The organism is Prevotella sp. E15-22, from assembly GCF_023204875.1.
GTDB lineage: Bacteria > Bacteroidota > Bacteroidia > Bacteroidales > Bacteroidaceae > Prevotella.
The window spans coordinates 2407869-2434679 of the sequence record NZ_CP096247.1 but is presented as its reverse complement, the minus strand read 5'-3'; the positions used below and the strand labels follow the sequence as shown (position 1 = coordinate 2434679).

General features: G+C 43.9%; 24 protein-coding genes. 6 read left to right on the top strand and 18 right to left on the bottom strand.

Annotated elements, in window-relative coordinates; translation table 11 throughout:
- The 15 genes from M1D30_RS09905 to M1D30_RS09835 all read right to left on the bottom strand — a co-directional run bounded on the left by M1D30_RS09905 (window position 1) and on the right by M1D30_RS09835 (window position 14629).
- Entirely contained in the window at window positions 1-774 is a 774-nt protein-coding gene (locus tag M1D30_RS09905) for a DUF5045 domain-containing protein (RefSeq protein ID WP_371874072.1), read from the bottom strand.
- 28 nt (window positions 775-802) lie between these two features.
- Window positions 803-1528 carry a hypothetical protein gene (locus M1D30_RS09900; protein ID WP_027455147.1) on the bottom strand — a complete coding sequence of 242 codons (726 nt, stop codon included), beginning with the start codon at window positions 1526-1528 and terminating at the stop codon, window positions 803-805.
- Entirely contained in the window at window positions 1521-4070 is a 2550-nt protein-coding gene (locus M1D30_RS09895; RefSeq protein ID WP_248503549.1) for a hypothetical protein, read from the bottom strand. Before M1D30_RS09895 ends, M1D30_RS09900 begins: the two co-directional genes overlap by 8 nt.
- On the bottom strand, window positions 4067-6784 hold the full coding sequence (locus M1D30_RS09890) for a TraG family conjugative transposon ATPase (protein ID WP_248503548.1): 2718 nt from the start codon (window positions 6782-6784) through the stop codon (window positions 4067-4069). Before M1D30_RS09890 ends, M1D30_RS09895 begins: the two co-directional genes overlap by 4 nt.
- A gap of 106 nt (window positions 6785-6890) precedes the next feature.
- Entirely contained in the window at window positions 6891-7193 is a 303-nt protein-coding gene (locus M1D30_RS09885) for a DUF4133 domain-containing protein (RefSeq protein WP_094388423.1), read from the bottom strand.
- 26 nt (window positions 7194-7219) lie between these two features.
- Window positions 7220-7576, bottom strand: a complete 357-nt coding sequence (locus M1D30_RS09880) for a DUF4134 domain-containing protein (protein WP_027455151.1) — start codon at window positions 7574-7576, stop codon at window positions 7220-7222.
- Between the two features lie 120 nt (window positions 7577-7696).
- The gene (locus M1D30_RS09875; protein WP_256466185.1) at window positions 7697-8020 is read right to left on the bottom strand and encodes a DUF4134 family protein; all 324 of its coding nucleotides are present in this window, start codon (window positions 8018-8020) and stop codon (window positions 7697-7699) included.
- A gap of 26 nt (window positions 8021-8046) precedes the next feature.
- Window positions 8047-8496, bottom strand: a complete 450-nt coding sequence (locus M1D30_RS09870) for a hypothetical protein (RefSeq protein WP_248503547.1) — start codon at window positions 8494-8496, stop codon at window positions 8047-8049.
- 216 nt (window positions 8497-8712) lie between these two features.
- Entirely contained in the window at window positions 8713-9612 is a 900-nt protein-coding gene (locus M1D30_RS09865) for a toprim domain-containing protein (protein WP_248503544.1), read from the bottom strand.
- Window positions 9613-9696: 84 nt separating this feature from the next.
- Window positions 9697-10581 (bottom strand): toprim domain-containing protein, encoded by an 885-nt coding sequence (locus M1D30_RS09860; RefSeq protein WP_248503525.1) that lies wholly within the window; start codon window positions 10579-10581, stop codon window positions 9697-9699.
- Between the two features lie 68 nt (window positions 10582-10649).
- On the bottom strand, window positions 10650-11741 hold the full coding sequence (locus M1D30_RS09855; RefSeq protein WP_248503523.1) for an AAA family ATPase: 1092 nt from the start codon (window positions 11739-11741) through the stop codon (window positions 10650-10652).
- 107 nt (window positions 11742-11848) lie between these two features.
- Window positions 11849-12169, bottom strand: a complete 321-nt coding sequence (locus M1D30_RS09850; RefSeq protein WP_248503521.1) for a helix-turn-helix domain-containing protein — start codon at window positions 12167-12169, stop codon at window positions 11849-11851.
- Window positions 12170-12174: 5 nt separating this feature from the next.
- Complete coding sequence (locus M1D30_RS09845; protein WP_248503518.1) at window positions 12175-12549, bottom strand: helix-turn-helix domain-containing protein; 375 nt, start codon at window positions 12547-12549, stop codon at window positions 12175-12177.
- Window positions 12527-12943, bottom strand: coding sequence for a helix-turn-helix transcriptional regulator (locus tag M1D30_RS09840; protein ID WP_248503517.1), 417 nt, complete (start codon window positions 12941-12943; stop codon window positions 12527-12529). The genes M1D30_RS09845 and M1D30_RS09840 overlap by 23 nt, the downstream gene beginning before the upstream one ends.
- 384 nt (window positions 12944-13327) lie before the next feature.
- Window positions 13328-14629, bottom strand: coding sequence for an ATP-binding protein (locus M1D30_RS09835; protein WP_248507811.1), 1302 nt, complete (start codon window positions 14627-14629; stop codon window positions 13328-13330).
- A gap of 845 nt (window positions 14630-15474) precedes the next feature.
- Between M1D30_RS09835 and M1D30_RS09830 the strand changes: the two genes are divergently transcribed.
- Both M1D30_RS09830 and M1D30_RS09825 read left to right on the top strand, forming a co-directional pair.
- The gene (locus M1D30_RS09830) at window positions 15475-16536 is read left to right on the top strand and encodes a sensor histidine kinase KdpD (protein WP_248503516.1); all 1062 of its coding nucleotides are present in this window, start codon (window positions 15475-15477) and stop codon (window positions 16534-16536) included.
- Entirely contained in the window at window positions 16533-17804 is a 1272-nt protein-coding gene (locus M1D30_RS09825) for an NCS2 family permease (RefSeq protein ID WP_248503513.1), read from the top strand. The genes M1D30_RS09830 and M1D30_RS09825 overlap by 4 nt, the downstream gene beginning before the upstream one ends.
- Before the next feature lie 42 nt (window positions 17805-17846).
- Here the strand turns inward: M1D30_RS09825 and M1D30_RS09820 are convergent, their stop codons facing one another.
- The 3 genes from M1D30_RS09820 to M1D30_RS09810 form a co-directional block, all read right to left on the bottom strand.
- Window positions 17847-19568 carry an AMP-binding protein gene (locus tag M1D30_RS09820; protein ID WP_371874071.1) on the bottom strand — a complete coding sequence of 574 codons (1722 nt, stop codon included), beginning with the start codon at window positions 19566-19568 and terminating at the stop codon, window positions 17847-17849.
- 30 nt (window positions 19569-19598) lie between these two features.
- Window positions 19599-20183 (bottom strand): helix-turn-helix domain-containing protein, encoded by a 585-nt coding sequence (locus M1D30_RS09815; protein WP_248503512.1) that lies wholly within the window; start codon window positions 20181-20183, stop codon window positions 19599-19601.
- 115 nt (window positions 20184-20298) lie between these two features.
- Complete coding sequence (locus M1D30_RS09810; RefSeq protein WP_248503508.1) at window positions 20299-21396, bottom strand: GTP pyrophosphokinase family protein; 1098 nt, start codon at window positions 21394-21396, stop codon at window positions 20299-20301.
- A gap of 160 nt (window positions 21397-21556) precedes the next feature.
- Between M1D30_RS09810 and M1D30_RS09805 the strand changes: the two genes are divergently transcribed.
- The 4 genes from M1D30_RS09805 to M1D30_RS09790 are packed head-to-tail and all read left to right on the top strand — an operon-like array spanning window position 21557 to window position 26801.
- Window positions 21557-22321, top strand: coding sequence for an NTP transferase domain-containing protein (locus M1D30_RS09805; RefSeq protein ID WP_248503506.1), 765 nt, complete (start codon window positions 21557-21559; stop codon window positions 22319-22321).
- A 25-nt stretch (window positions 22322-22346) separates the two neighbouring features.
- Entirely contained in the window at window positions 22347-23405 is a 1059-nt protein-coding gene (locus M1D30_RS09800; protein WP_248503505.1) for a histidinol-phosphate transaminase, read from the top strand.
- A gap of 6 nt (window positions 23406-23411) precedes the next feature.
- Window positions 23412-24392 (top strand): CDP-alcohol phosphatidyltransferase family protein, encoded by a 981-nt coding sequence (locus M1D30_RS09795; RefSeq protein ID WP_248503503.1) that lies wholly within the window; start codon window positions 23412-23414, stop codon window positions 24390-24392.
- A 3-nt stretch (window positions 24393-24395) separates the two neighbouring features.
- On the top strand, window positions 24396-26801 hold the full coding sequence (locus tag M1D30_RS09790; RefSeq protein WP_248503501.1) for a clostripain-related cysteine peptidase: 2406 nt from the start codon (window positions 24396-24398) through the stop codon (window positions 26799-26801).
- The last annotated feature ends 10 nt before the right edge of the window (window positions 26802-26811 follow it).

The following is a 26811-nucleotide window of genomic DNA, read 5'->3' as shown; positions in this document are numbered from 1 at the left end:
TTATTCTTGGATAATTATGCCGTTAGTATTTGAACCGCTATTGGAGTTGCCTCTATTATTTCCCCATCCGGCATCCCTCCAACGATTGTGAGCTGCCGAAGCAATAGCTGCACGATGGTCTGGCTTGTTATATGTTGCAGAAAGAAGATTTGCTGTTTTCGCTTTCTTGTTGAGTTGAACAAGATAGGCTATCAGCGTTTCATTCTGTTTGGTTATGTCTGCATAGATGGCAAGATACTCTTTCTTTCGCTGTGCATTGGGCATATAAGCATCCTGAGTAGCTTTGATGGCACATTGAAAGATATGGTAGTAGTCATTCCATCTGTCTTTGTCATGAATAGAACCGCCAGCACTGACAATACGGTTGATATTGGTCTGGAAAGCGTTTAGCTTATCAGTTATCTTTGACCCTTCAGCTAACCAGGCAATGTCAATCTGGCGGTCTGCTATATTCAAGGCTTCAATCTCTGCACGTTTAGTTAATGCAGCCTCTATGGAGTCCGCATCTTCTACCTGTGGATAGGCAGAGACTCCTGCCAATGCGCGATAGGTCAGTTTGTTTTTCGATGCAGCTGAGTTTCGGTAACTGTTGTGAAATGTCCAATAGTACAAATCGGGAGTAAGGCATCCTGCTCCAATCTCCTGAACCGTTATCTGGTTCATCTTGGTTTCATCGTGATTGTAGGTCACATAAGACTGTGCTTTTACTTGAATTGTTACTGTCAATCCAAGTAAGAATGTCATTGATTTCAAATAGATTATGTATTTTCTCATAAAGTGATGATTTAATATCTGTTATGAACTAATATCCGAGGTAGCCAGCTCCTTTCCATCTTCCAAAAGCACCTTCGATAATCTCCTGTTTTGTCTTAGCACGATACACCTGACGTTTCCAATATCCTATACGAACCTGGATGTATTTCCATGTGTCGAAGTAGGCTTTGTTCAGGTGCTTTTTTATGTTGTCGAGAGATTGGTTTATGCTACTCAGTACTAAGATTAAGTCAGACGTAGAACAGGCAGCAGCACCTGTGGCATAGAGAACCAAATCACTCACAGACTTATATAAATTGTCACCTTCATCAGCAATCTTTGCCAAGGCTCTGGCATTGATGGTGATGATAAGCGTATCGGTACTGACAATGTTTCCTCGCTCCAGACATTTCTTGTTGAAATCTTCAAGCATGTCCTTATAATCACCAATACGGTCACTAACTGTCTCATAAGTGTTATAGACATTGAGACTTGTTCGCAAGGTCTGATATAATATGTCTATGACATCAAAGGCACGAGTATATCTGTCGAGCTGGGCATTGATGTCTTTATAGCCGATATTTGCGTCACTTGAATAGTCATGCAGCAGTTTGTTGCTTGCTTCGAGGGTAGAACGGACAAGCAGAAGACTACGCTGTTCCTTATGGTCATAGATATAGGCTTCGACGGATGGTATATCGAAACCGAACTGTGCTCTCGAAATGGTAGGAAACAGTGACAAGAGCGTAATAGCTATGATAATTATTCTATTCATCTTCATCATCGTATTTTCCGTTATAACTATCTGAATGGCTACTATTGGCAGCATGTCTGAGCCAACGCTTCCTGCATTGCTCTACAAGAGTAAGTCGGCGGCCTTGTTCATCATTGATGTATGGTGCTATAGTCCTCAATATGTCAATGATGGAATGCTTGTAATGCATCATTTTCTCCAACGAAACAAGGTCTGCATATATCTTTGTCAGGCGAGTGTCGATGTCTCGCGCAATCTCCAGACGGTCGCTTGACCAAAGAAGATGGTAAGTGTCATCCGTATCGTCAGCCTCTGCAGGTTCTGTCTTTGCGTATTCCACAGACGTATCACAGTTGGGATATTCACGGGCAATCTCTGCAATCTTAGCATTTACTTCAGCTGCTTTTTCCGCATCGCTCTTCTGCGGATCGAGGTCAAGGACGGCTACAACTTGTGTATCGCTGTAATCAGTAGTAAGTGTCCATGCTATCTGTACGATGGCACGGTGTATCTTGATACCAAGGAAATATTTCGGGCCACGAGCTATCGAGACTGTTGCCCTGAAGGTGATAACTCCATTGACGTTTGGCATGGTAGCAGTACGGACGAAAGTGTTACCCTCCCAGGAACCACTGCCATTCCATGTAAGATTATAAGCTGTCTTATAGTCCTGCATGATGGCTGGTATTCGATAATAGTCATCTGTTTGGGCAGACTCACTGTTGATAGCCTCCTGTTTGGCTTGATTGTACTGAGCCAAAAGGCTTTCCCAATTACTCTTTTCTGATGTAAGAGAGGCAATCTGATTCTTGTTGGCATTATATTGCTGCCTATAGGTGGCGGCATCATTGATACTTGCATTGGCAATCTTCTTGATTAAGTCTGCATTTTGAGCTTCCAATGCAGCTATCTGAGACTGAAGCATGGCAATCTTACTCTCTGCCTCGCTGATTTTTCCATCCAGTTCAGAAGTGTCAAATCCAGATTCTGTGATGGAGGTGGACATGGCACATTGTTTTGTGTGGTTACTTACAGAACCACCACAACTGCTGCATTTGTATTGGGTTGACCCCTCTCCAAGTTTAGCTCCATCATGGCAGGTCACGCTGATAGTGGCAGTTTCGCAACCTGCAATCTTCTGGGCATCGGTTGCCTGATAGTATTTCTTTGAATCTGAACCGATGTAGTAGGTGAAACCTTCTTCGTTGTCATTATAGTCAGCCAGACGAGCATTCAGACCAGCCTTGAAAGAAGCCAGATCCATCGTATAGGAGTCAAAGACATCCTCATATTTGATTTCTGTGTTATTCCAAGACTTTGTGACATGAATCTCGTAGGCATAAGCCTTGGCATATTGTCCGCTTCGGCTCTTGCTCAGAATATAGGCACTGCTCCAATAGTTGATATAGTAATAGAAGCCGTCATTGCTGTTGTTAAGCTGTTGGACTCGGTTACGACTCCATCCAGCATGATTCTCGGAGTTCTGCAAGGCGGCTTCTCTTTGGCTGCTGTTTGGATAGAAGTCAGGGTCTCTGGTATCAATACGATACCAATGATCTCCATAAAGGATGCTATTGTCATCGGTAGGTGGGTAGTAGTCGCATAGATTAACACTTCCTCTATCCACACGATAAATATACCAACGCTGGGTATAATATTGTCCCATTCCCTCACGGGCATAGTCTGTTAACCATGCCGTAGCATTATAATTGGAGAGATTGAATAGGTTTGCTACTGCATCCTGGCCACCAATCATATTAAGCAAAGTACCACCTGTATTGGTCGTAATGTTCTCATACAGGTTATATACGTTGTCAGCAACCTCTATGACACTGGCTGTTTTATCCATGATAGTGCCACTAAAGTTACTATTCGCCAGTATGGAGTTGATAAGATTGTTTGCTCCAGCTGTGGCAATGTTAACGCCCATAGCATAGAGGTTGTCAAGATCTTCCTGAAGACTTTCCTTGCTGAAATTTGAAGGTATATTGCCGATATTATCCAAAATGGCTTTCCAATCCACATCGCCAAGCTCTGAAAGCTTCAGGATGTCCCTAAGCTGCTCGTTGATTTCAAGAAATGCAATATCCCTGAAACTTAGACTGCTATTGGTGACAATAGACTCAAACTGATAGCACAGATTCTTCGTCTCATCACAAACCTTATAGAGGTAGGAACCCCAATATAAGGCATTTTGGGGACTTTTGAGCATCATTCCGGCAACAGTCCAAATCTTCGGCATAATCTTAGCCGAAACCATGTGATAAATACGTCGATAGTAATAGTTCTCTGTGCTGCTTGTCCAAAGTCCAAGGTCTGTCAAAGCCTTGCGGTCAAGGAACTTACTCGTGAAGATACCAGCAGCAGCTACCTCTGCAGCCTGATAATGCTCTCGAATTTTGGCTATCTGGTCTGCATAATACATCTCTGTGGCAGCTTCGGTATTGAAGGATGCTACCATCTTGGCTACAGTTTCCTTATCAAAGTTGACACTGTAGTACTGTGCCTTGGCTGTTGTCAGGGCACAGATGATAAGAGAAATTATAAGCAGACATTTTTTCATGTATAACGCTTTTCAATTGGTTTTAAGTTCAATACATGCCCTGCTTGATTTACCTTTTGGGCAAAAGGCAGAGATTTACTGATACCAGAACGATCCCAATCACGGCAATATGCCTCGATTGCTTGCTGATGGTTACATTTCAGTTCTCTCTTGTAGAGCTTCAAAGCTTCCTTCTCAGCTCGCTCAGTGGTGTAAGTCATGTAGCACTCATGGGGTTCTTCGACTCCATAGACAGCTCCAACACTTCCACGTCTTATGAAGACTTCACGGAAGAAACTTCGTCCTTCCTTGTTTTCCAGTCGGTTGATGGTGAAAATCTTCTTGCAGTCAACATCAGTCAAACCAAGGATAGCCTTGATTTCATCAAATCTCTCACGGAACTTACTCTGGTCAAGCAGCATCACCACATCGGAGTTATTGATGATGGCCTCCTTCACAATGGGACTGCCAACAATATCCTGAATTTCCTGTGTTACCACGCCGACACTTGCCCAGAACTTACGGGCTGTCTTGTAGAGGTACTTTATGTATTCTGCCATCATAGGGCTGGCAATAGCTTTCCATGCTTCTTCAATGACAAGCACCTTACGGTTCTTCTTGATACGCATTTTCTGGATGAATACATCCATAATAATAAGCGTTACCAATGGGAAAAGCAGCGGATCATCCTTGATAGAGTCAATCTCAAAGACAATGAATGTCTCATCAAACAGTGTGGAATCCAGGTCTTCATTCAGGGTCTTATCGTGATTGCCACCTCGGTAGAAGTCCTTCATCATATAGCGATAGGTACTGATGTCGATGCCCTGAATCTGGTTTTCCTGACAGATGTCGGGAATACGCTGCACACTGAACTCATAGAAGGAATTGAATGACAGTTCGGTTACAGGAAGTTGTTTCCTGCGACTTTCTATCTCATCAATCTGTGCCTCAATACGTGCCATACGCTCATTTTCTGTTTCCCTACTGTTGACATTCTTGTTTCGGTCATCAATGAGCAATCCTTTCCGCAAGTCTTCGCGTTGGGGTGGAGTAAAGCCATTGAAGCCGTTAAAATAGACATCATAGTATTCTGTGATGACTTGCTCAATAAGTCTTTCCTCCGTCTTAGTGACAGTTCCCTGCGTACCTTTCCATATCAGCATGATAAGGTTCTTCAGGAATCCTGTCTTTTCCACGTTCAGCTCCTCACGCTTGATGCGGAATGGATTCATGGTGATGGGATGTTCTTCTGTATAGCTGATATACTTACCGCCTACATATTCACATAGGCCCTCGTAAGAGTTACCTGTATCAACCATGACAACATCGGTATTCTGCTCCCACATCTGACGGACTACGCTATTCATGTGGAAGGATTTACCGCTACCAGATGGGCCAAGGCAGAAAAAGTTGGAGTTATCCGTAATCTTGTTTTTGCCTTCCTTTCCACTAATGTCAATGGCTACAGGCACACCTTGCCTGTCCGTATAGTAGATTTTGAGAGGTGTGTCCTCACTGTGCTGAATATGCTCCTTGTACATCAGACAAGCAGCAGCGTCGCTCAAAGTGAGGAAACGGTCATAGTCCTGGTTCATTCCATAACAGTTGCCGGGGAAGGAGTTAACGAACAGCTCCAGCTGGTTATAGGCTCGTTTGCTGATATGAATACCAAGGCGACCAAAAGCATTCTCCAGATGGTTTGTACATTTTTGAATGTCGGCATCCTTGGGGACACCTACAATCAAATTGAAATGGGTATATACAAGCTGTTTGTTCTCTCTTGCTATAACATCCTGAACCTTCTTGATGTCCTCAACAGCAATCAGATTACTTGGATTGGGCATACTGGAATGGCGGTTCTTCTTTTTGTCCAACAAAGCCAGTTCACGTTTTTGATTTGGCATGAAGAACATTTGGTTATAGACAACCACGTCTGCTGAAGGGATGCTGTCAACCAAAGACACAAGATCGACAGGCATAGCAACGTTATTCACTTCAATATTGGTGAACGGCCTGACAATCGAAGGGATGTTGATGCAGTCCACGTCAACAAGGCTATACACCTTGCATCGACGATCGCCCATGGAAATGGTCTCGTCATCGACCTTGAAGTTGGTCATCGACACAATCTTGTCGTTAAAGTTCATAGAGAAATAGCGGTCAACATAAAGACGAGCTTCTTCACCACCCAAATAGGTGGAATCTACACCGCTGTCCTTCAGGAGGTCTTTAACCTTGCGGATTTTTACAAGGAAATCTCGCCATTTCTTGCTGTCAAAGGACAATAGACGGCTCTTTTTGTTCTCCTGAGTGATAATCAGATAGGTCTGGCTGTCTGTATAGGTACGGCCAGTAAAGTATCGGAAATAGCTTTCAGAAAGGAACTCATGATTGTCAGAGGTCTCATCTTTGAACTGTTTCCTGACAAACACATCCTGCTTGTGAATGGCATAACCTTCTCCCAGCGTCTGTGCAATAGCAGTAAGCAAATGAGTGAACTCATAGTAACTGTCTATATTGGCTGAGTACTTTTGAACGGGATTCTCGATCTTGATTATAGCTGAATATTCACCAGTTTTCGTGTAGAGAACACCAATACCATCTACATCCTCGATGGAGAAGTAGATGTCCTGGAATATCTTCTTGCGCTTACCACCAGTTCCAAAGGCATAGACAGAGATGGCCATGCCTATGAGTATCGCGGTAAATGCTATGATGACATATAGAATCATTCTTATCTCCAAATTAAGGCAGACTCACCCTGTCGAAGGGGCAAGCCTACCGATTACATTTATTCAGATTTCAATACACTTGCTCATAAACTACACTCGATGAAAATTACATTCTTCGTGAACAAGCGTAGATAAACACACCGTGGTCTTCTTTCTTTGTGTGCAGACCTTTCTTCTGTTTGAAGAAGATAAGTCCGGCACCAGTGCAGAGAGAAACAGCAAGAACAATCAGACCAACAACGAATCCAAAGATGCAGTAGGCAATGATGAAGCCAAGAATGGCACCGCCAACAGCGCAAGCTGCCCATGTGATGTAACGCCCTTGGATGCCCATGAACTCCAGAGGCTTCTGAAGTCCCTTGAACATTGGGTAACTGACATATTCGTTGTGTTCTGTTCCTGCTGCCATAGTGTGTATCTACGCTTGAATATGGTTTAGAGACCGAAGAAGAGAGGCAGAGCCTGTGCAGCTGCAACGAGGAAGATGCAAGCACCGACAACCATCATAATCTTCTTCTTGACGTCCTGCTCCTCGTTGTTCATGGCGATGTACACGGAGATCGCACCGACAACGGCAACTACACCGGCGATGGCATAGCACAGCTTCACTACATAAGGAACATACTTCGCAATCTCCTCCGTGACGGTGGAGAGAGCATTGGTTCCTGCGGTGTAGTCACCAGCTGCGTTCTGCGCAAAGGTTACGGCAGTACCGCAAAGAAGCATCATGGCGAGCATCTTCATGCGATTGGCACTGAAGAGATTCTTAGCAAACTTTTTAATTTTCTTCATTTCTTTCTTACGTTTTACAGATTTTGTTAATTACTATTCACACGATTCTTCTCTCTTGGCCATTTGAGATTTTTCGTTATCCTGTTATTTGTTATCCTGTTTGTTATCGTGTTCGTTATCCTAAATGATATTATATCCGAAGAAGGCTGGGAATAAGATGAATGCTCCAATCATGAACAGGCAAGCTCCGACGAGCATCATAATGCTCTTAGTGATGTCACCTTCTCCAGTTGTCATCTTGAAATAAATCTGCAATGCACCAATGATGGCAACGATAGCAGCGATGGCATAGGAGAGATAGACCACATATAGCATCATTGTAACTGTATAGTCATGCGCATTCGCCAGAGCATCCGCTCCCCAGCTGTAGTCAACACCTCCGCATTTGGCAGATGCTAACATTGGCTGGAAAAGCAGGATGCCAGCCGAACAAAAACCGACAATCTTATGTGTTACACCCAAACCTGTTTTCATACGTTATCCCTTGAATAGAAGATTTTTGGACCACCAGGCTTCTGGTTAAGCAGCATGTTCACCATAACATCAGCCTCAGTTTCACCTGTGCTGTCAACATCCACGTCTTCCATTGAATCCTGCAAACGCTGGCATTCTTCCTCGACACTGGTATGTTCCTTCTTAATCCTTTCCTGGTACTTGTTGGCATCGTCATCATTTTCAATCCAAGTGACGGACGATGGTTCTTCCTGTTCTTCAGTGGTATCACCATTAAGATGGAATCCATTAGCATCTTCAGTAATGCTAATAGGTTCTTCCTGATTCTGCATCTGACTGACATCAAAGTCTTCCTCTTCTGTCTTAGGAGCATCTTTCTTCGCGTACAAATCCTGCATGATGATTGCGGAATAGTAGATGACATAGATGACTGTCAGAACTAATACGAATATGGCAAATGCACTCATTTTGATACTTGAATTTTTGGTTCGACTTAAAATTTGCGAGTGCAAAGGAACATAGATAAATCAATATAAAATGAAGAAAATTTGAATTACAATCGAATATTAACAGGAGTTTAGTTTTGAGTATAATATTGCAGAAATTATCATACTCGAAAAGGGATATAAACAAAAAAAGAGCCTCGGTTGAGACTCCTTATTTACATGGCAGCATTAGCCTGGCTACAGTTCGGAATTAGGTTGTTTTACGAGATAGTCATTCAAATCGTTATAGGGATTGAATCTATACGTCTCATCAATGACGGTATCACCAAGAACATCTTTTATTAATTCAAATGTCCGTTTGCCACCATCGTCATTGTCAAGGAAAGAATGTATGTGCTTGTATGAACTTAACTCTGTTAAAGCCTTGTCGAGGCAGTTGATAGAGTTCAATATCATATAATCACATTGATAGGGCAGACAAATACGACTGCTATTAATATCATACAGCATCAGGTAGGAAAGGAAATCCATAAAGCCCTCGAATATGATGATACGTTCTTGAATATCCTCTTTATTTTGTCTGATAATCGTAATGTCCTTATGTCCTATACATCCTTTATAATAAGGGTTCCTTACCTCAAACCCTCCACCCATGTTGCGGAAGGCAATACCAAAATAGTGCTTGTCGCGTAGTTCATAATGAACTTCGCAACAATACACACGGCTGAGGTTTACATCAATTTTCCGTTTCATCATATAAGACAGTAAAGCTTGATGCACGAGTGGACGATATGACACATTACGCATCTGTCCGGAATCCTGCCTAATAGGAAGTGCATCCTTTCGATGATACATAGCGTTGATGAAAGTATTGCACTTTGGCGCAAGAATAGTAAGAGCTTCACTGGTTGACTTCACATTGTACAGTCCCTTAATTAGGTCGAGAATGTCACCACCTTCTCCAATGCCATAGTCATACCATTCATTGCGTCTGGAGTCAACCTTGAATGATGCTGTTTTCTGACTTCGGATAGGGGAGATATACCAATGGCTGTTTCCCTTTTGCTTTATAGCTTTGTGTCCCTCCTTTTCGAGAAAGTCCACCAAGCTGATAAGTTTAGCTTGTGATATATTCATCGTTTACATCAATTTATCAATTGTCTGATTACGATGTAATATCATCGTAATAGTCTGTATGTGCAAATTGTATGTCTTGAATTTTCATTTTACGCCACATTTTAACATATCGTTCAGGTCATTATGCGGATGATAAAGGTGGCTTTCGTCGATTACCTTGTCTGGATAGAGGCAACAAAGTTTCTCGGTTGCTTTGTGCCCAGCATCGTCATTGTCAAGATAACAATGAATATAATCGTATTGACTGACAACAGAACAAGCTTTGTTTATGTTGCTTACAGAGTTCAGTATAATGCAGTCGTATTCTTGTGCATTGCAAATACCTTTTATCCCTTGTTTCTTCAGTGTCATATAGGACAGGAAATTGAAAAAGCCTTCAAAGACGCAACATTGATTGGCTACATTGCCCTGTATAGAATGTACTATGGAAATATCCTTGCCTCCTTCACACCCCTTGAAGAACGGATTACGTATTTCCATTCCACCAGAACGGTTGAGAAAGGCGATTCCGTAATAAGATCGACCTCGCACCTGATAGTGTATTTCCCTACAATAAGTTTTGGCTACTTCAATGTCAACCCCTCTGCCTCTTACATAATACAGCAGCGCAGGATGTGATAATGAGAATAGCTGGATATTGCTTTTGGATGTGTCTTCGACAGGAACTTGGTTAGAAGGGGATTCCTTCTCGTTTGGTATCCTAGCGGCATGGGTCTCTATATGACGCAGAATCTCTGGTATATAGGTTGTGTTATACAGCAACTTCCCAAGTTCAATGATATTGCCACCTTTGCCAATTCCAAAATCAAACCATTCATTACGCTCAGAGTTAACCTTAAACGAGGCATCATGCTCAGCCCTGAAAGGGGAACGATACCAATGGTTGTGACCACGAGTTTTGACTTCCTTGCAATCTATAGCCGTAAGAAAATCTCTGAGGTCAATAGCTTTTGCTTCTTCTATTGTCATACCTTTTACTTGTGTTAGTCCACATTACATTATATATACACTGTACCAAACTAAACTGAAATTTGAACTTATTTATCTTCTTCCTGTTCGCCCATCTCAAAGTCGGAATTGAATTGATACCCATTATGACCTTTTACAATTGCGCCCTGAGATACAAGGAATTTGTAAACCTCTGTCATGCAACTCCGACTACGCTGGAATCCAATCTCGGAATAGCCCTTGATGAGTGCATTGATAAGATCAACATATCTTGGAATCTCACTGTCTGAAAATGCGATTTGTAATGCTTCTCTATGTTTTTCCTCTGGTAAGTCCTGGATGGTAGTACCAGCCTTTGGCTGTTCCCAGTTATACTGCTCGACCAAAACAGGTAGTCCTTCTGAATTGATAGTGATGGCGAATGGGTCAAACTCTTTTGATCTCATGTGCATTGGTTTCAACTCACTAACAGACTTGTTGGTCTTGCTGTTACTGATGACAAGTACAGATTCTGCCTTATTGTTCAATTCAGTGCCAATGTGACCTCTGGTATTGTCATCTCCTTTGTTCAAATGTAGAACACAATGAATATGAAGGTTGTAACGACTTGACCATGCCATCATTTTGGTTATTAAATCTATACTTTCTCTTGCACTGTTGATGTCATACATCAGGTCACGTATGCCGTCAATGACAACAAGGCCATAGCCTTTGCTAGTTTTCAGTGCATAATCAATGAGCTGGAGGCGAAGTGTAGGAGAGTATTCTCTAAGACCTATGAACTTCATGTTCTGAGGGTCTTTGTCTATCGGAAGATTTGCCAATTTCAGTATTCTTGTCAGGACGTTATGACAATGATACCGGCTTTGTTCTGTGTCGAAATATAATATCTTCCGTTGCTTGGTTGGGAGACAAGCCCTATATTTCAGAATTGTTCCATTAACCAATGAGGCTGCTACAATGGCAGAGACATTAAATGTCTTGCGACTTTTGGCTTTTCCAGTCGAAGCACTGAAGTTCCCGAAAGTCGCAATGGTTGAATCTCCAACCCAAAGAATTTCAGGCGGAACATCAAATTTGTCGCTTGCCTTAATCGTGGCGTTTTGAAGGAGGAGAGCAAGCTCTGTTTCTGACCATTGATTTTGTCCTCCCATCTTCTGTTCTATTATTTCTTCTTCCATGAATGTCTTTTTTATGAGAATATTCAGTCACACTGATGGTTGAGAACTTGATGAGTGCTTCAAGCTCTTCCTCATTTGGGCTGTCTATCTCTATGAGTTTTTTTCTTCTATTCATTTTCGGCGATAACGTCAGGCCCGTTGTGGTTTTGTAATAGCCATGCGTCAAGTTCCTTCCTTTCGAAATAGCACATCTTGCCTCTAGGCTTATAATGTGGAATGCTATGCGTACTGGTCATCTTGTATAGCTGGCTCAATGATACACCAATATAAACCGCAGTTTCCTGTGACGTAAGAATCTTCTTAGAGGAGATGGATTCTCTTTCCAAATTGTTTAGCCTCTCTTCCATAGGACTGACTCTGTCTGTCACTTTCAGGATACAATCTACTTTCTTTTGCAATTCAAGGATTGCTCTTTCTTTTTCATCCATTTTAATTATTCTTTTGTTAATTCTCTTATGTTCTTTGTGATTGTCGCATTCTTGAATTCGTCCATCCGTTTGATGGTTGTTTCCTTTGAACACCCCTGAACACGAATCTGACAACACCTTAGTGCTGTATAGATTTCTTCAAACTTGAATCGTAGCTCTCCAGATGGCATGACGATAGTCTGTATCTTACCATCTCTCCGCCACCTGAAGAGGGTGGACTGTGATACTTGTAGTGTTTCCATTACATCACGTGTCGTCATCAGCAGCGCCTTGCCTATACTGTGTTCCATATTGGCTGCTCGTTCAATATATTTTTCAATTCTATCCAAACGTTCTTTGAATAACTGATATACTTCACTATCTACTGTTATTACTTCCATTGTCGTCGATATTTATGTTTATGACAATTTTGCCACTCTCCCTGATTTTACTCAATTCTGCTAATAGGATAGCTTCTATTGATTGGGCGTTAATAGAATCCTTCAGGATTTTCAATAAGACACTGGGAATAATCTTGCCATACTCATCTACAAGATGTGGCTCTGTGCCAGCGTCCATCCATTTGGGGAGCGCATTCGCAATTACCATGTCAAGCCATGTGCTTCCCATGGCATTAGCCAGTTTTTCCAACTGATCTTCTTTCTGAGTTGATTTGTCATTCTCAATATATACGACCTTTCCTCGCGAGATTCCTGCGAGTCTGCCGAGTGAAGCCTGATCATAATTGTGGGCTTCACGGTATTTCTTGATGATATATCCTATTCTGATTTTCATTTGTTTTGCAAAGTTACACTTGTTTGACTGTTTGATTGTGCGCACAAAATCGACACTTGTCGGTATTTTCGACTTTCGTGTCTTTTACCGAAAATCAGGATAGAAGGTGAGTGGTTATGCAAAAAAGAAAAGACTTCCATAGCATGACTGCCATAGAAGTCTCTTCTTATTGTTTGATTATTCTTATCAATACCGTTATATACTACATAAGTTTCTTTTTTTATTGGATTATGGTATGAAGCTGAACTGGAAGTGTAATTGTATGTCTATGCAGGAGATTAAGTATATAAGTCTTCCTGGCAGACTTCGTTTTGGATATCTACAACGTATGCTTGGAGTACTCTGAACATATGGCATGTACACGAATGGAAATGGCAAAAAGTTTTACATTTCATCAATGAATTTTAGCAGAAAATCCTCCAGGCCAATGTAATAGATGCCGTTCTCATCATAGTAAGGTAGGTGCAAATCACGCTGAACGACAATCCGCTGGTATGAGTCACCTATACGCCTGAGCGAGTTTGTTTCCTGCTCGCGTTTCTCGTTATCGGGAATGGCGAACGCCGATTGGATGTAGTAACGCAGGTTGGTCTTGTTGACGACGAAATCCACCTCCACTTGTCTGCGCTTACTTTTGCCCTCCTCATCTTTATAGTTGTATTCCACAATACCTACATCGACACTGAAGCCGCGAACGCACAGTTCGTTGAAGATGATGTTCTCCATCAGGTGATTCTCTTCGCTTTGACGAAAATTCAGCAGAGCATTTCTCAGGCCGACATCGGTGAAGTAATACTTCAGTGGCGTACCGATGTATTTCCTACCTTTAATGTCATACCTGAAGGCTTTCTTTATCAGATAAGCTTCCTCACAATAGTCAAGATAGCGACTGATGGTGTCATCGGTGAGCTTCTGCTGCCTCACACTCTGGAAGGTCTGCTCCAGTTTTTTGGGATTAGTCAACGACCCCACACTGCTTGCCACTACAAGTAGCATCTCCCTGAGCAGCGACTCGTCTTTCTGTATCTTGTTCCTCTCCACGACATCGCGCAGGTAGGTTCTCGCCATCAGGTCTTGCAGATAGGCGGTTCGGTCTTCATCTGTGGCCTCTGTTGCAACTTTGGGTAGTCCGCCAAAAGTGCAGAATGCTCCCCATGCGTCTCTCCTCTCGCCTTGATATGAGCTATAGAATTCCCTATAGGTCAAGGGATTCACATGTATTTCATCGCCACGGTCTCTGAACTGCGTCATGACATCCTTTGAAAGCATCCTCGAATTGCTGCCCGTCACATAGACATCCACGTTCTTCTTGTTCATCAGCCCAATCAGAACATCCACAAAGGTAATCTTCGCTTCCTTGTTGTCCGGCAGCCACGGATTCTGTATCGGCTCGACCTCCTGTATCTCGTCTATCAGCACATAGAGCTGTGACCTCTTCCTGCCAATTCTTTTATGCAGATAGTTATCTAGGTTCATGGGGTTTCGATACTCTGCATTGACCTTTTCATCCAGATGGACTTCTATAATCTGATTGTCTTTGATGCCCGTTTTCTTCAGGTACTCCTTGTAGATGTCGAAAAGCAATACGGACTTGCCACAACGGCGTATGCCGGTGATAACTTTTACACGACCATTGTCCCGCCGTGCAATCAATTTTTGTAAATATGAATTCCTTTCTATTAGCATGACTTTCGATATTTTTGTTTTAATACGCATTTTTGTCGAGTGCAAATATAGATATTTTTCTTTGTATAGCAAAATAATATCTCGATTTTTTTGCGTCTAACCGCAATTTTGTCGAAAATATCGACTTGGTTTAGTTTTGTATTCCATTAACATGTGCGGAATCCCATAATTAAGGTCTTACCCAAAAGTCTCAGAGACCAACTCGAAATGTGGGATAAACCATAAACCAGCGGAAACATTTGTTTTTTATGAGTTTCCGCATGTTTATGGTTAGTGATTGTCGGTTATTCCAAACTTGTGTTGATTGTATCATTGCTGTAATCAAGTGTAACACATGTAACACACATCTATTTCCGCTGAAGTCTCGAAAAACATACGTTCAGTCGGCTTCAAACCGTTAAAAATGCATGTTTCCCGCCATCGTTTGCGTTTTTTAAGCAATTTCTTTTGGTGGTCTGTTCATTTTTGTGTAATTTTGTACCCACGTAAGAAGACTACTGCGGTAGTCAAGTCGTGGTCAAAACGACTAACAGAAACGTGTTACATTTTGTGTTACGCAAGATATTGGCTGATTGCCAACTAAATGATAATGAGTGGGATTCAAAAACTGGTTCAAAAACCTCTCCCTCCGCTTAAAAATAATATAGTTGAATATCAGTTAGTTATAAGTCTCAAAAAAGACTCTTGGTGACAAAAGTGTTACAGAGATATTAAAGTAGAGATTAACGAGACTGGTAATCAACGTTTTAGGAGGATGGTTCACAATCCTCTCTCTCCGCTGAGAAACGCAATCGTTTGATATCAAATGGTTGCGTTTTCTTGTAAATGATAAGTACTTGAATTGGATGAGATCGACCTATTTTAGAATTCTCGTCGCGTTGCTGCTGACGTTTGTAGTGTCCTTTGACTGTTGGGCAGAGGATAGTACGGTGGTTGTCGCTGCCAACGTTGACATGAATTATTCTTCGAAAGATACTGTTTCGTCGGACTTGGTAGAACTTGACAGGATGAGGAAACAGAATGAGCAATTACAACAGCGTTCGCGGTTTACAACTGGTGGCGTGACTATGATTTTGGGTATCGTGGCGATGCTCGTGTTCCTTGTGGCTAATAACCGATGGCGCCATCGACTGGAGATAAAAAACCGACAACTGGAGCGCGAACGCAATGTGGTGGTGGCACAGAATAAACAACTGGCCATAGAACGTGACCGTGCCGAGTCGGCCTTAAAGGCGAAAACGGCTTTCTTGCGGGGTATCACTCATGAGGTGCGTACACCTCTGAATGCTATAGGTGGTTTTAGTCAGGTGCTTACTATGTCGGGGGTTGATTTGCCAGACTCGGAGCGCTTGGATTATAGTCAGCGTATTCAGGAGAATATTCGCTTGCTGACAAATATCCTTGACGACCTGATTCTGATTTCTAATGTGGAGAGTAGTACGGAACTGCCTCCTGCGGAAGAGTGTATTGCCTCTGGACTCCTGGAGGTGGCTAAAGAACAGGTGCGTCCGCAGTTGCCCTCGTCTGTGGCAATGACAACGCGATGTGATATTCCTGACAGTCGGGTACTCCTATCGTATCCGCGTATGATACAGCTTGTTCTCTCGCGACTTCTGGATAATGCGGCAAAGTTTACGAAGAAGGGAAGTGTTGTGCTGAGTCTCTGTCAGGAGGAAGATTGTTTACACTTCTCGGTTGTTGATTCTGGACCTGGTATACCTGAAGATAAGAGTGAGTTTATTTTTGAACGCTTTGCCAAACTGGATAGTTTTGTTCAGGGTGCAGGTCTGGGGTTAGCTATCGCACGTATGGTGGCAGAACGCCTGGGTGGAACACTGACTCTTGATACCAGCTATCATGGTGGAGCAAAGTTTGATTTTGTGATCCCTTTTAGTCAGCAAGCATGAAAGAACGTTTACTGTCACTCGTGGGCTTCTCGATGCAGCGAGATAGCTTGAAGACCGAAATAGAATCGGGTTTTACTACTTTTTTGACGATGGTTTATATCCTGGCGTTGATGCCGGTGATGTTTGAACCTTTAAGAGAACAGGGCTTTCCTGTGGATTCGATTTTTACGGCAACAGCCTTGGCTGCAGCTGTAGGTACATTGCTCATGGCCTTTATCGCCAAGAAACCGTTTGGCCTGGCGCCAGGATTGACGCTTAATGCTTTCTTTGTTGAGACTGTTTGCGTGTCCTTGGGTTATCCGTGGCAGTTTGCGCTTACGGCCGTTCTTGTTGAGGGCTTGCTGTTTGTGTTTCTTTGTGTGACAAACATTCGACAGATGATCTTCGAGATGGTGCCAACATCGCTGAAGTATGCTTTTGCAGCTGGCATAGGATTCTTTATTGCGATGATTGGATTCAAGAATAACGGACTGTTGGCGGAAGGAACAGTCTTTAATCATATGGAGACGCTGGTGACGCCTAATTCATTGCTTTTCATTCTGGGAATGGTGCTGACAACGGTGTTTACTATTATGCGTTTGAAGGGTGGGCTGCTGTTGGGCATCCTTATTGTAACGGTAGTCGGTGTACCTTTGGGCGTGACTGTGATGCCGGACGATTTTATTAAAATGCCTTCCTCAGCGGCACCGCTATTCTGTCGGTTCTCTTTCGACTACCTTTTGTTGCCCGACTTCTGGGTTTGTGTGGTGACCATGTTGTTTTTTGATGTGCTCGATAGCCTAGGTACCGTTGTTGGTGTGATGGCTTGTTCTGGTATTATCAGAAAGGATGGTCGTATTCCTCATATGCGTCGTATCATGCTCAGTGATGCGCTTGCCACTGTGACGGGAGCTTGTCTGGGATGTAGTACGGTGACAACCTATGTTGAGAGTGCCACGGGCTTTGCGGAAGGTGGTCGCACGGGACTGTCATCCTTTGTCGTATCACTTTGTTTTATGGCAAGTCTTTTTCTGGCTCCTGTGTTCCTGGCAATACCAGCGGCTGCTACTGCCCCCGTCATGGTGATGGCCGGCTTCTATCTTTTGGGAGTGGTTCGACATATTAATCTTTCTGATCCCACTGAGGCCATGCCTGCATTCCTGACTATCTTGTTGATGCCTGTAACTGGGAGTATTACAGATGGCATCCTTGCAGGACTTTTCTCTTATATCGTTCTGTCTTTGTTGAAGGGACGTATAACAGCGAAAACCAACGTTTCTAATAAATGATAAAGAAAAAGGGCGAATCCTATGCGATTCGCCCTTTATTTGTTATATCACCTCGATGCCTTGCTGTTTGCAGAGCTCGAGACTCATTTCTTTCAGTTTGAATTTCTGAATCTTGCCAGAACCGGTAAGTGGGAACTGGTCGATGAAGAAGACGTACTTGGGGATCTTGTAGCGGGCAATCTTGCCGCGGCAGAACAACTGCACGTCTTCGGCAGTCATCTTGGCACCTTCCTCAAGAATGATGAAGGCACCAACGGCCTCGCCGTATTTCTTTGAGGGCACAGCGGCCACCTGTACGTCGCGGATGCCTGGCATGTGGTAGAGGAACTCCTCAATCTCGCGAGGATAGATATTCTCGCCACCACGGATAATCATGTCCTTGATACGTCCTGTTATCTTATAAAAGCCTTGCTCGTCTTTTACGCCCAAGTCGCCAGAATGGAGATAGCCGTTCTTGTCGATGACCTCAGCCGTTGCGGTGGGGTTCTTATAATAGCCCTTCATCACGTTGAAGCCCTTGCAGCACATTTCGCCCTGCACACCAACGGGACATTCCTCGCCGGTCTCTGGGTCGAGCACCTTGACATCTACGAATGGGAAGTCGCGACCAACAGTGGTGCAGCGCTGCTCGAAGGTGTCGTTCAAACAGGTCTGTGTCATGCCAGGTGAAGACTCGGTGAGTCCGTAAACGCTGGTGATGGTCATAAACATTTTCTCTGATACCTGCTTCATCAGTTCCACGGGACAGAGACTGCCTGCCATGATGCCTGTGCGCAGGCAGCTGAGGTCGAACATGTTGAACATGGGGTGGTTGAGCTCGGCAATGAACATGGTGGGCACTCCATATAGGGCCGTGCAGCGCTCTTTATGAATAGAGGCCAGTACCACCAGGGGATCGAACTTCTCGACCATGACCTCGGTACAACCGTGGGTCAGGCAGTTCATTGTGGCCAGCACCACGCCGAAACAGTGGAATAAGGGCACGCAGACGCACAGTTTGTCGTCGGCAGTGAAGCCCATGTTCTCGCCTGTGAAGTAGCCATCATTGGCGATTCCGTAGTGGGTTAACATGACGCCTTTAGGGAAGCCAGTGGTGCCACTGGTGTACTGCATGTTGCATACGTCGTAGCAGCTGACCTGTTTTTTCATCTCGTTCAGTGTCTCGTCTTCGATGTTCTGACCCAGAAGTAATAATTCGGCTGTATTGTACATGCCGCGATATTTCTCCATGCCGATGTAGACAACGTCCTTCAGATGTGGGAAACGTTCACTGTTCAGATGTCCGCGCTCACAGGTCTTCAGTTCGGGTAGCATGGTGTAGGTCATATCAACGTAGTTACAGTCCCAAGTACCATCGGTGATGCAGAGAACCTCCATATCGGAGTCTTTGCAAAGGTATTCTAGCTCGTTTTGCTTATAGTTGGTGTTAACGGTTACGAGTACGGCGCCAATCTTAGCGGTTGCATATAGAAACGTAAGCCAATCGGGTACGTTAGTGGCCCAGATGCCTACATTGGACCCTTTCTTGACGCCAATGGAGATGAGGCCTTTGGCTAAGTTGTCTACGCGTTCATTGAACTGGCTCCAGGTGAAGCGCAGGTCTCTGTCTGAGTATACGATATATTCTTTATCGGGCGTCGTCTCGGCCCAGTATTCGAGCCATTGTCCCAATGTGCGCTCCCACAAGTGGTAGCCTTCGCTTCCGGTCTCTGCGGGATATGTTCTGTTGGGCAATGGGCGGCCTGCCATATCAAGTTTTGCCATTCTTTCTTTTTTTTTCGTTATCACGTTTATTTAAAATGGAATATATACAACGGCAAGAATCTTGGCGGCCTTGCCTGGAGCACCGTGTACATGGTGATTCACAATGCTATCATAGAAAATGGAATCGCCCTCTTTCAGGTTGTATGTCTCCTTGCCATAGACAATCTCGACTTCGCCCTGCATCACATAGATAAACTCTTCGCCTTCGTGCGCTGAGAGTTGGAAATCGGGATTCTCTTCGGGGTTGATGTCGATGACGAATGGCTCCATGTGTCGACCTGCCTTCTGCTGTGCCAAAGGATGGTATTCCATGTGTTTGCGGGCATCGGATGCACCGTTGCTGAAACTGATGCTGCTGTCTTTCTCGCGGTCGGCTGCACGACAAACAATGGGACCGAGGGCATCGCTGTCGTCAAGGAATGTTCCCAAACGTACACCTAAGGCGCGTGCAATCTTAATCAGCGGTCCTAGTGAGGGGAGGTTCTGATCTGTTTCTATGGAGTTGATTTGCTCAGTGGAGAGGCCACTGCGCTCTGATACTTCTTCGATGGAGATGTTCTTTGATTCGCGGATTCCTTTGATTTTGGAACCAACAAATGAATGATGTGTTGTCATAATTGTTACAGTTTTTATCTTTTCGAGTCGCAAAAGTACGAAATTAAATCGAAATCATTGAAAAAAGTTATAAGATTAATACTTTTGAATGTTTTCTCATGATTTATATCAACTTTTATTTGCTTTTTTGCATGAAAGGTAGTATGGCAGCCTGCTCGTACATAATTTTTGCCATAGCCTTATTCTCGGTTTGACGACCATTGAGGGTATCGAAAATGAGTTGGATGCCTTCCTGACCTTCGCCTCGTTTAAGTGTCTCAACAATGCACAGGTTCTGCAGACCGATGCTCTCGGAGATAATGTCGATGTCGGTAAAGGCCAATTGTGACAAGGCCAGTTGGTAGGCTGCATCGCTGTTTTCCTCGATGAAATGTTGTACGTCTCCCAGCGTTTTCATTTCGAAATGTTCGAGTATGGGTAGGAACGACATGAGCGGATAGGGTAGTATCTCGGCCTGGTTGGAAGCGGCAATGCGCTGGTTGAGTTTTTTGAATGGTGTCATGTCCAGGTAGTTGCGGAAGGTACTGGGGTTAAGGGGAACCTCGGTCAGTTGGCCACTGGCTACAAGGGCTTGCATTTGGCGGCGATAATCAGTCATCGTGGTGCGCAGACGACTGAACTCGTCGTCGATAAGCTCCAGCATACCGGCCAGTCGACTGAACTGGCGTCTGTACTCGGGGAGTATCTTGATGCTGCCTTTATAGCCAATGTCGTGCTCAATGGTACTCCACACATGTTGCAGGGCTGTGCGCATTTGAATCTCAAAGCGGATTTCATTGAGCTGAGGTGTTTCAGGGTCGTTGGCAAGCGACTTGGGTAATCGGCAGATATAATGAAGTGAGTTGTAACCAAAACTGGTTAGTTCGTGTGCTTTTCGTTTGTCTACCGATTCGTCCCAGTCAACATCAAACGTGCGTTTGACGAGTGCTGCAACCTTGTCAACATCGTCTGTATAGAAGGTGATGATGCGCATGCCGAAGAGATCGGTGATATCGTTGATGGATGCGTATTTTCCACCTTTTAGTTCCAGTTTTCCTGCCAATGACTTCTCTGTTTTTATGCGATGCTCCATGCTGCTAAGAGAGATACCCAACTCTTTAATTACATGCTGGATGGCTTGCAAGGCTACTTCTTCTATCTTCTGATAGATGGGTAGGTTTTTTCGGTATTGTTCTAACAGCTCCTGACTGTGCGGATTTAAACTGTATTCCATATTATGCGTCTTGTTAATGATTGTCTCTTGCAAAGGTAAGAAATAATTTCTACATTCCGAAGCGAATTTTGGAAAAAATCAAATAATGCTAAAAGTTTTGGAGGTATCAGAAATAATGTGTACCTTTGCAGCTTGATTAATATTTTAATTAAATAAGGTAATGAATAACACATTTAAGACTGGAACGGACGGTGGCAGACTGGGCGTTATCCTCGCAGCAGGTATGGCTAAGCGCCTGCGCCCGTTGACAGATAAATGTCCTAAGTGCTTGCTTGAAGTGGGTGAGCGCACGCTTTTACAGCGCACTGTGGATGCTATGCTGCAGGCGGGTATCAATGAGTTGGTTGTTGTCACAGGCTATAAGGCCGAGATGATACGTGACTTCTTGACGGCGCATTATCCTTCACTGACCATCCACTTTATAGATAACTCCGACTATGCTCATAATAACAACATCTTCTCGTTGTGGCTTACTCGTCCCTTTACTGAAGGCCGTGAGTTCCTGCTGTCGGATAGTGATATCTTGTTTGATCCTCAGATTATTCCTGCTGTTTTAAATGTGGAAGGCAGTGCACTGGCTGTGAATCGTCATGAGTTGGGCGAGGAGGAGATGAAGGTCGTTGTGAACGAGAATAACAATATTGTAGAGATCAGTAAGGTTTGTTCTGTTGAGAAGGCTATTGGTGAGAGCGTTGGCTTTGAAAAAATGACAGCAGACTACAGTAAGGCACTTTTCAAGGAACTGGAGCAGATGATTGAACATGAGGGATTGATTGATATCTTCTATGAACGTGCTTTCGAACGACTCATTCCCCAAGGCTTTACCTTTACGGTGGTTGATACCACAAAGTACTTCTCGATAGAACTTGATACGCCTGAGGATTTCGAGAATGCTAAGAAATTGATTCCTGAAGAACTTTATTAACCGATAAATATAATAGCAGCTAATTATGAACTTTCTTGATAGAAATGAATTTAATTTTGAGCCCAGCCAGAAGGTGGTAGAGGCTATTAAGAATTTTGATCCGAAGGATCTGTGCTTCTATACTCGCATCTACGATCAGGGTAAGAAAAGTGTTATCAGCGTGCGCGTTGGTGAGATTTATGGTGTGCCTGAAGAACAGGTGCTGCTGACCTATGGCGGTGAGGATATGCTGAAGAATGCTATTCATTATTTCCTGTCAATCAACAGTCAGGAGGTGAATGGCACACCAAACACAAAGATTCTTATACCTGAGTTTTCTTGGTGGTATTACAATAAGGTGGCTCAGGAGTGTGGTGGTACCTTCGAGATGTATCCTCTGCACGAGAAGGAGGATACCTTTGCTTACGATATTGATGAGGTGATTGAATATACCAATCGTGTTCATCCTCGCATGCTGTTGCTGGCATCACCCAACAACCCCACGGGTAACGGTCTGACTCCCGAGGAGACTGCTCGTATCTTGGAAAATATTCCCTCAGATACAATCGTTCTGATTGACGAGGCATATGCTAGTTTTATTTCTAAGGATACGGCTTATATCGCTCCACTGGTAAACAAATACAGTAACCTGATTATCTCGCGTACTCTGTCTAAGTTCTATGGTTTGCCTGGCTTGCGTTGTGGTTTTGGCTTCATTGGTAAGGGACATGATCAGTTCCTGAGCTATGTGAACAAGTATCTGGGTTACAATCGCTTCTCTGAGGCTGTGGCTCTGGCCGCACTTGATAGTGATGAGCACTATCGCCATGTAGCTGATGATATGGAATGGGGACGTCAGTTGTATAAGAAGGAACTGGGTAGTTTGCCTGGCTTCAAGGTATATAAGAGTGTGGCTAACTTTATCCTGATTAAGTATCCTATTGAGATTAAGGATAAGCTGATGGAGGAACTGAAGGCTCAGGATTACAAGATTAAGTTCATGACCGATAAGGGACTGGAGTCGTGCCTGCGTATCACGCTGGGTCGTAAGGAACAGACACAGGTAGTATGCGATACTATCAAGCGTGTTTTTAATAACAAATAATAAGGTATGAACGAGAAATTCAGAGCAACACTGAAATCGTCTGAGACGGAAGACTGGCTTGACTTGCATGTCATCCGTCCTTTCTGCTATTACTGCGCAGTGTTCTTCGCAAAGTTTGACGTGCACCCAAATACCATTACTATCTGGTCGATGATTATTGGTGCTGCCAGTGCGTGGTTCTTTGCACAGGGCAGTTTCTTCTATGGTGGCACACTGGGACTGGTGTATAACATCGTAGCTATCTTCCTGCTGATGTGGGGTGATATTTTCGATTGTACAGATGGGCAGTTGGCGCGCATGACGGGCAAGAAGAGTCGTCTGGGACGTATCCTTGATGGTCTGGCTGGCTTTACTTGGTTCTTTCCTATCTATGTAGCTTTGGTATGGCGATTCTATCTGCATCATGACCGTGAGTTTGCATGGCTTGGTATAGATAACAACGAGCAGAATACGCTTATTGCCACTGGTGTGGTGTTTGTGTTGGCTCTGATTTCTGGTTTATGGGGGCTTCAAGGACAACAGCGCCTGGCTGACTATTATATTCAAGTACATTTGTTCTTCCTGAAGGGCGAGAAGGGGTCAGAGTTGGATAACTCTGTGCGTCAGAAAGAAATCTATGAGCAGATGCCCAAGGAAACGCCTTTCTATGAGCGCTGGTTCCAGAAATCGTATATCGAATATACGAAGAAACAGGAGGATGTGACGCCTGAGTTCCAGAGACTTCTGGCTGCGTTGCGTGAGAAATATGGTAGCTTGGATAATGTTCCTCAGGAGGTGCGTGATGATATTCATCGTGAGTCGTTGCCTTTGATGAAGTGGAATGGACTGCTGACCTTTAACTTCCGCGAGTTTTGGCTGTTCCTCTTTTGCTTGCTTGATTTCCCCGTGGGCAACTTCTTGTGGGAGATTGTAGGTATGGGACTTATCTATTGGTATGTCAACCATCGTCACGAATCATTCTGCAAGCGCATTGCACAAGGCCTGTAACTCATGAAATGGACTAAGCAACGCTTAAACAACCTGTTTTTTATAGTCGGTATTGTAGCTGTGGTGGCTATGATGCTGACTTTTGATGTGAGCTTTGTTGAACTATGGCAGCATCTGTGTAAGGCTGGTTATTGGCTGATACCTATATTGGGTATTTGGTTCCTAGTCTATGGACTGAATGCTTGGGCATGGCAAAGTATTATTAGTTATAATACGGAGGAGGATACGCAGAAGGTGAGCTTCTGGCGTATCTATCGACTCACTATTACGGGTTATGCGCTGAACTATGCAACGCCAGTGGGTGGACTTGGTGGCGAGCCTTATCGTATTATGGAGTTGTCGAAGAATATCGGTAATGAACGCGCTACTTCGTCGGTCATTCTATATGCTATGATGCACTTCTTTGCGCATTTCTGGCTGTGGTTTACCTCTATCTTTCTTTATCTGGCATTGGCTGTTATTGATTATGTGCCTCTTACGCCGGCTATTGGGGCTTGTATGGCTGCGGCCATTGTCTTCTGTCTGTTGGCTTTTTATGTATTCTCAAAAGGATATAAGAATGGCATGGTAGTGAAACTTATCCGTTGGATAGGTAAGATTCCTGGATTGAAAGGCTGGAGTGTGCGCTTTCAGGAGAAACATGCTGAGACGTTGAGGAATATTGATGCTCAGATTGCTTCGCTTCATAAGCAGGACAAACGTGCTTTCTACAGTAGTTTATTGTTAGAGTATGCATCGCGTATTGTTCAGGCACTGGAAATCCTGTTCATGCTCTTGCTCTTTGGTATTGACTGCGGTGGTGGCTTTCAAGGGCTTTTCTTTACCTTTCTTTATTCTGTTCTAATTCTGTCGTTTACCACGCTTTTTGCAAATCTGATAGGTTTCCTGCCTATGCAGTTGGGTGTGCAGGAGGGTGGCTTTATGTTGTCCATTGCACTTATTGGCATGTCGACAAAGCTGGGAAGCAATGTCGACTCGGCAGCACTTGGTATTTTCGTGAGTATTATCTGTCGTGTAAGAGAGATTCTGTGGATTTTTGCTGGTATCCTTCTGATGAAGATTGATGATTTCTGTCGCTCGTCTAAGGTGGCTATGCTCATGTTGCTTGTTGCAGTCGGCGTTTTCTCTTCTTGCAGTAAGGATGATGATGGTCAAAGCAGACCATGGAAAGAAAGTAGGGCTCAACGTACCGTGTTGGTGTATATGGCCGGTGAGAATGATTTGGGGCAGAGAGGATATATGCAAGAGGACTTGAAGGAGTTGATTCGCGGCTCCCGACAACTTTCCGACCATCAGCGCTTGCTGGTATTTGTCGATAGCGCAAGCTACGATGCTCAGAATAGTGCTCCGTATATCCTGGAGTTGCATGGTGGGTCGGCTGAGGTGGTGAAACGCTACGAGTCGAATTTCTTGTCCAGTGATCCTGATTGTTTTCGCGAGGTGTTGAAGACTATGATAGGGGCAGCCGAAGCTGATAGTTATGGCTTGGTGCTTTGGGGACATGCCAGCGGTTGGATAATTACGCCTGATAGCGTGGAAGAAAAAGGTGGTATGTTTCGCGCATATGGGATAGACAGAAGCTATGACGACAGCAGTATGGGAGAGAAATGGATGAATGTCACGCAGATGGCACGCGCCTTTTCGGATCTGCCTAAGTTCGCTTATATCATGGCAGACTGCTGTAACATGATGTGTGTGGAGGTTGGCTATGAGCTTCAGCATGCTACTGACTATCTGATAGGGTCGCCTGCGGAGATTCCTGGGGCGGGTGCTCCATATTCGCTTATTATGCCTTTTTTGTATAAGGATGATGCGGAGCTTTATCAAGGTTTGATAGATACCTATTATAATTATTATAAGGAGGCGTATAAGAATAATCAAAGTTTGGCGGGCTATAGTTTGCCTATGTCGGTGATTGATACCCGTTATGTGGGACAGTTGGCTGCGGCAACGCATGATATTATGGATGCTTTTATGATGGACTATGTCTATCCGGGAACAATCAATGTTCATAGGAATGGGACTTCTTCCGTGACGTTTTATTGGTATTATGGAGTACCAATATTCTATGATATGAGGGAGTTCTTGAAGACAAATTCGCCTGCTGCGGCTTTTAATGCGTGGGATGAGATATTTAAGAAAGCCGTTCCATATCATGTAACATCGGCGCAATGGATGACTTCAAGTCTGAATTTGGAGAATAGTTTTAGCTTGTTTGATGCAACGCAGGCAGATTGTGGTTGCGTCAGTATGTATATTCCTGTGCGAAAGGGTATTAGCGGTAAAACGGATTATCTGAGTTCTGCCTATATGAATATGGGGTGGGGGCGCGTGGTTGACTGGACTCGTTATGGTTGGCTTCTGCCGCAATATGAACCATACGCCAATATGACTCATATGCTTTCTTAAAAGAAAAGAT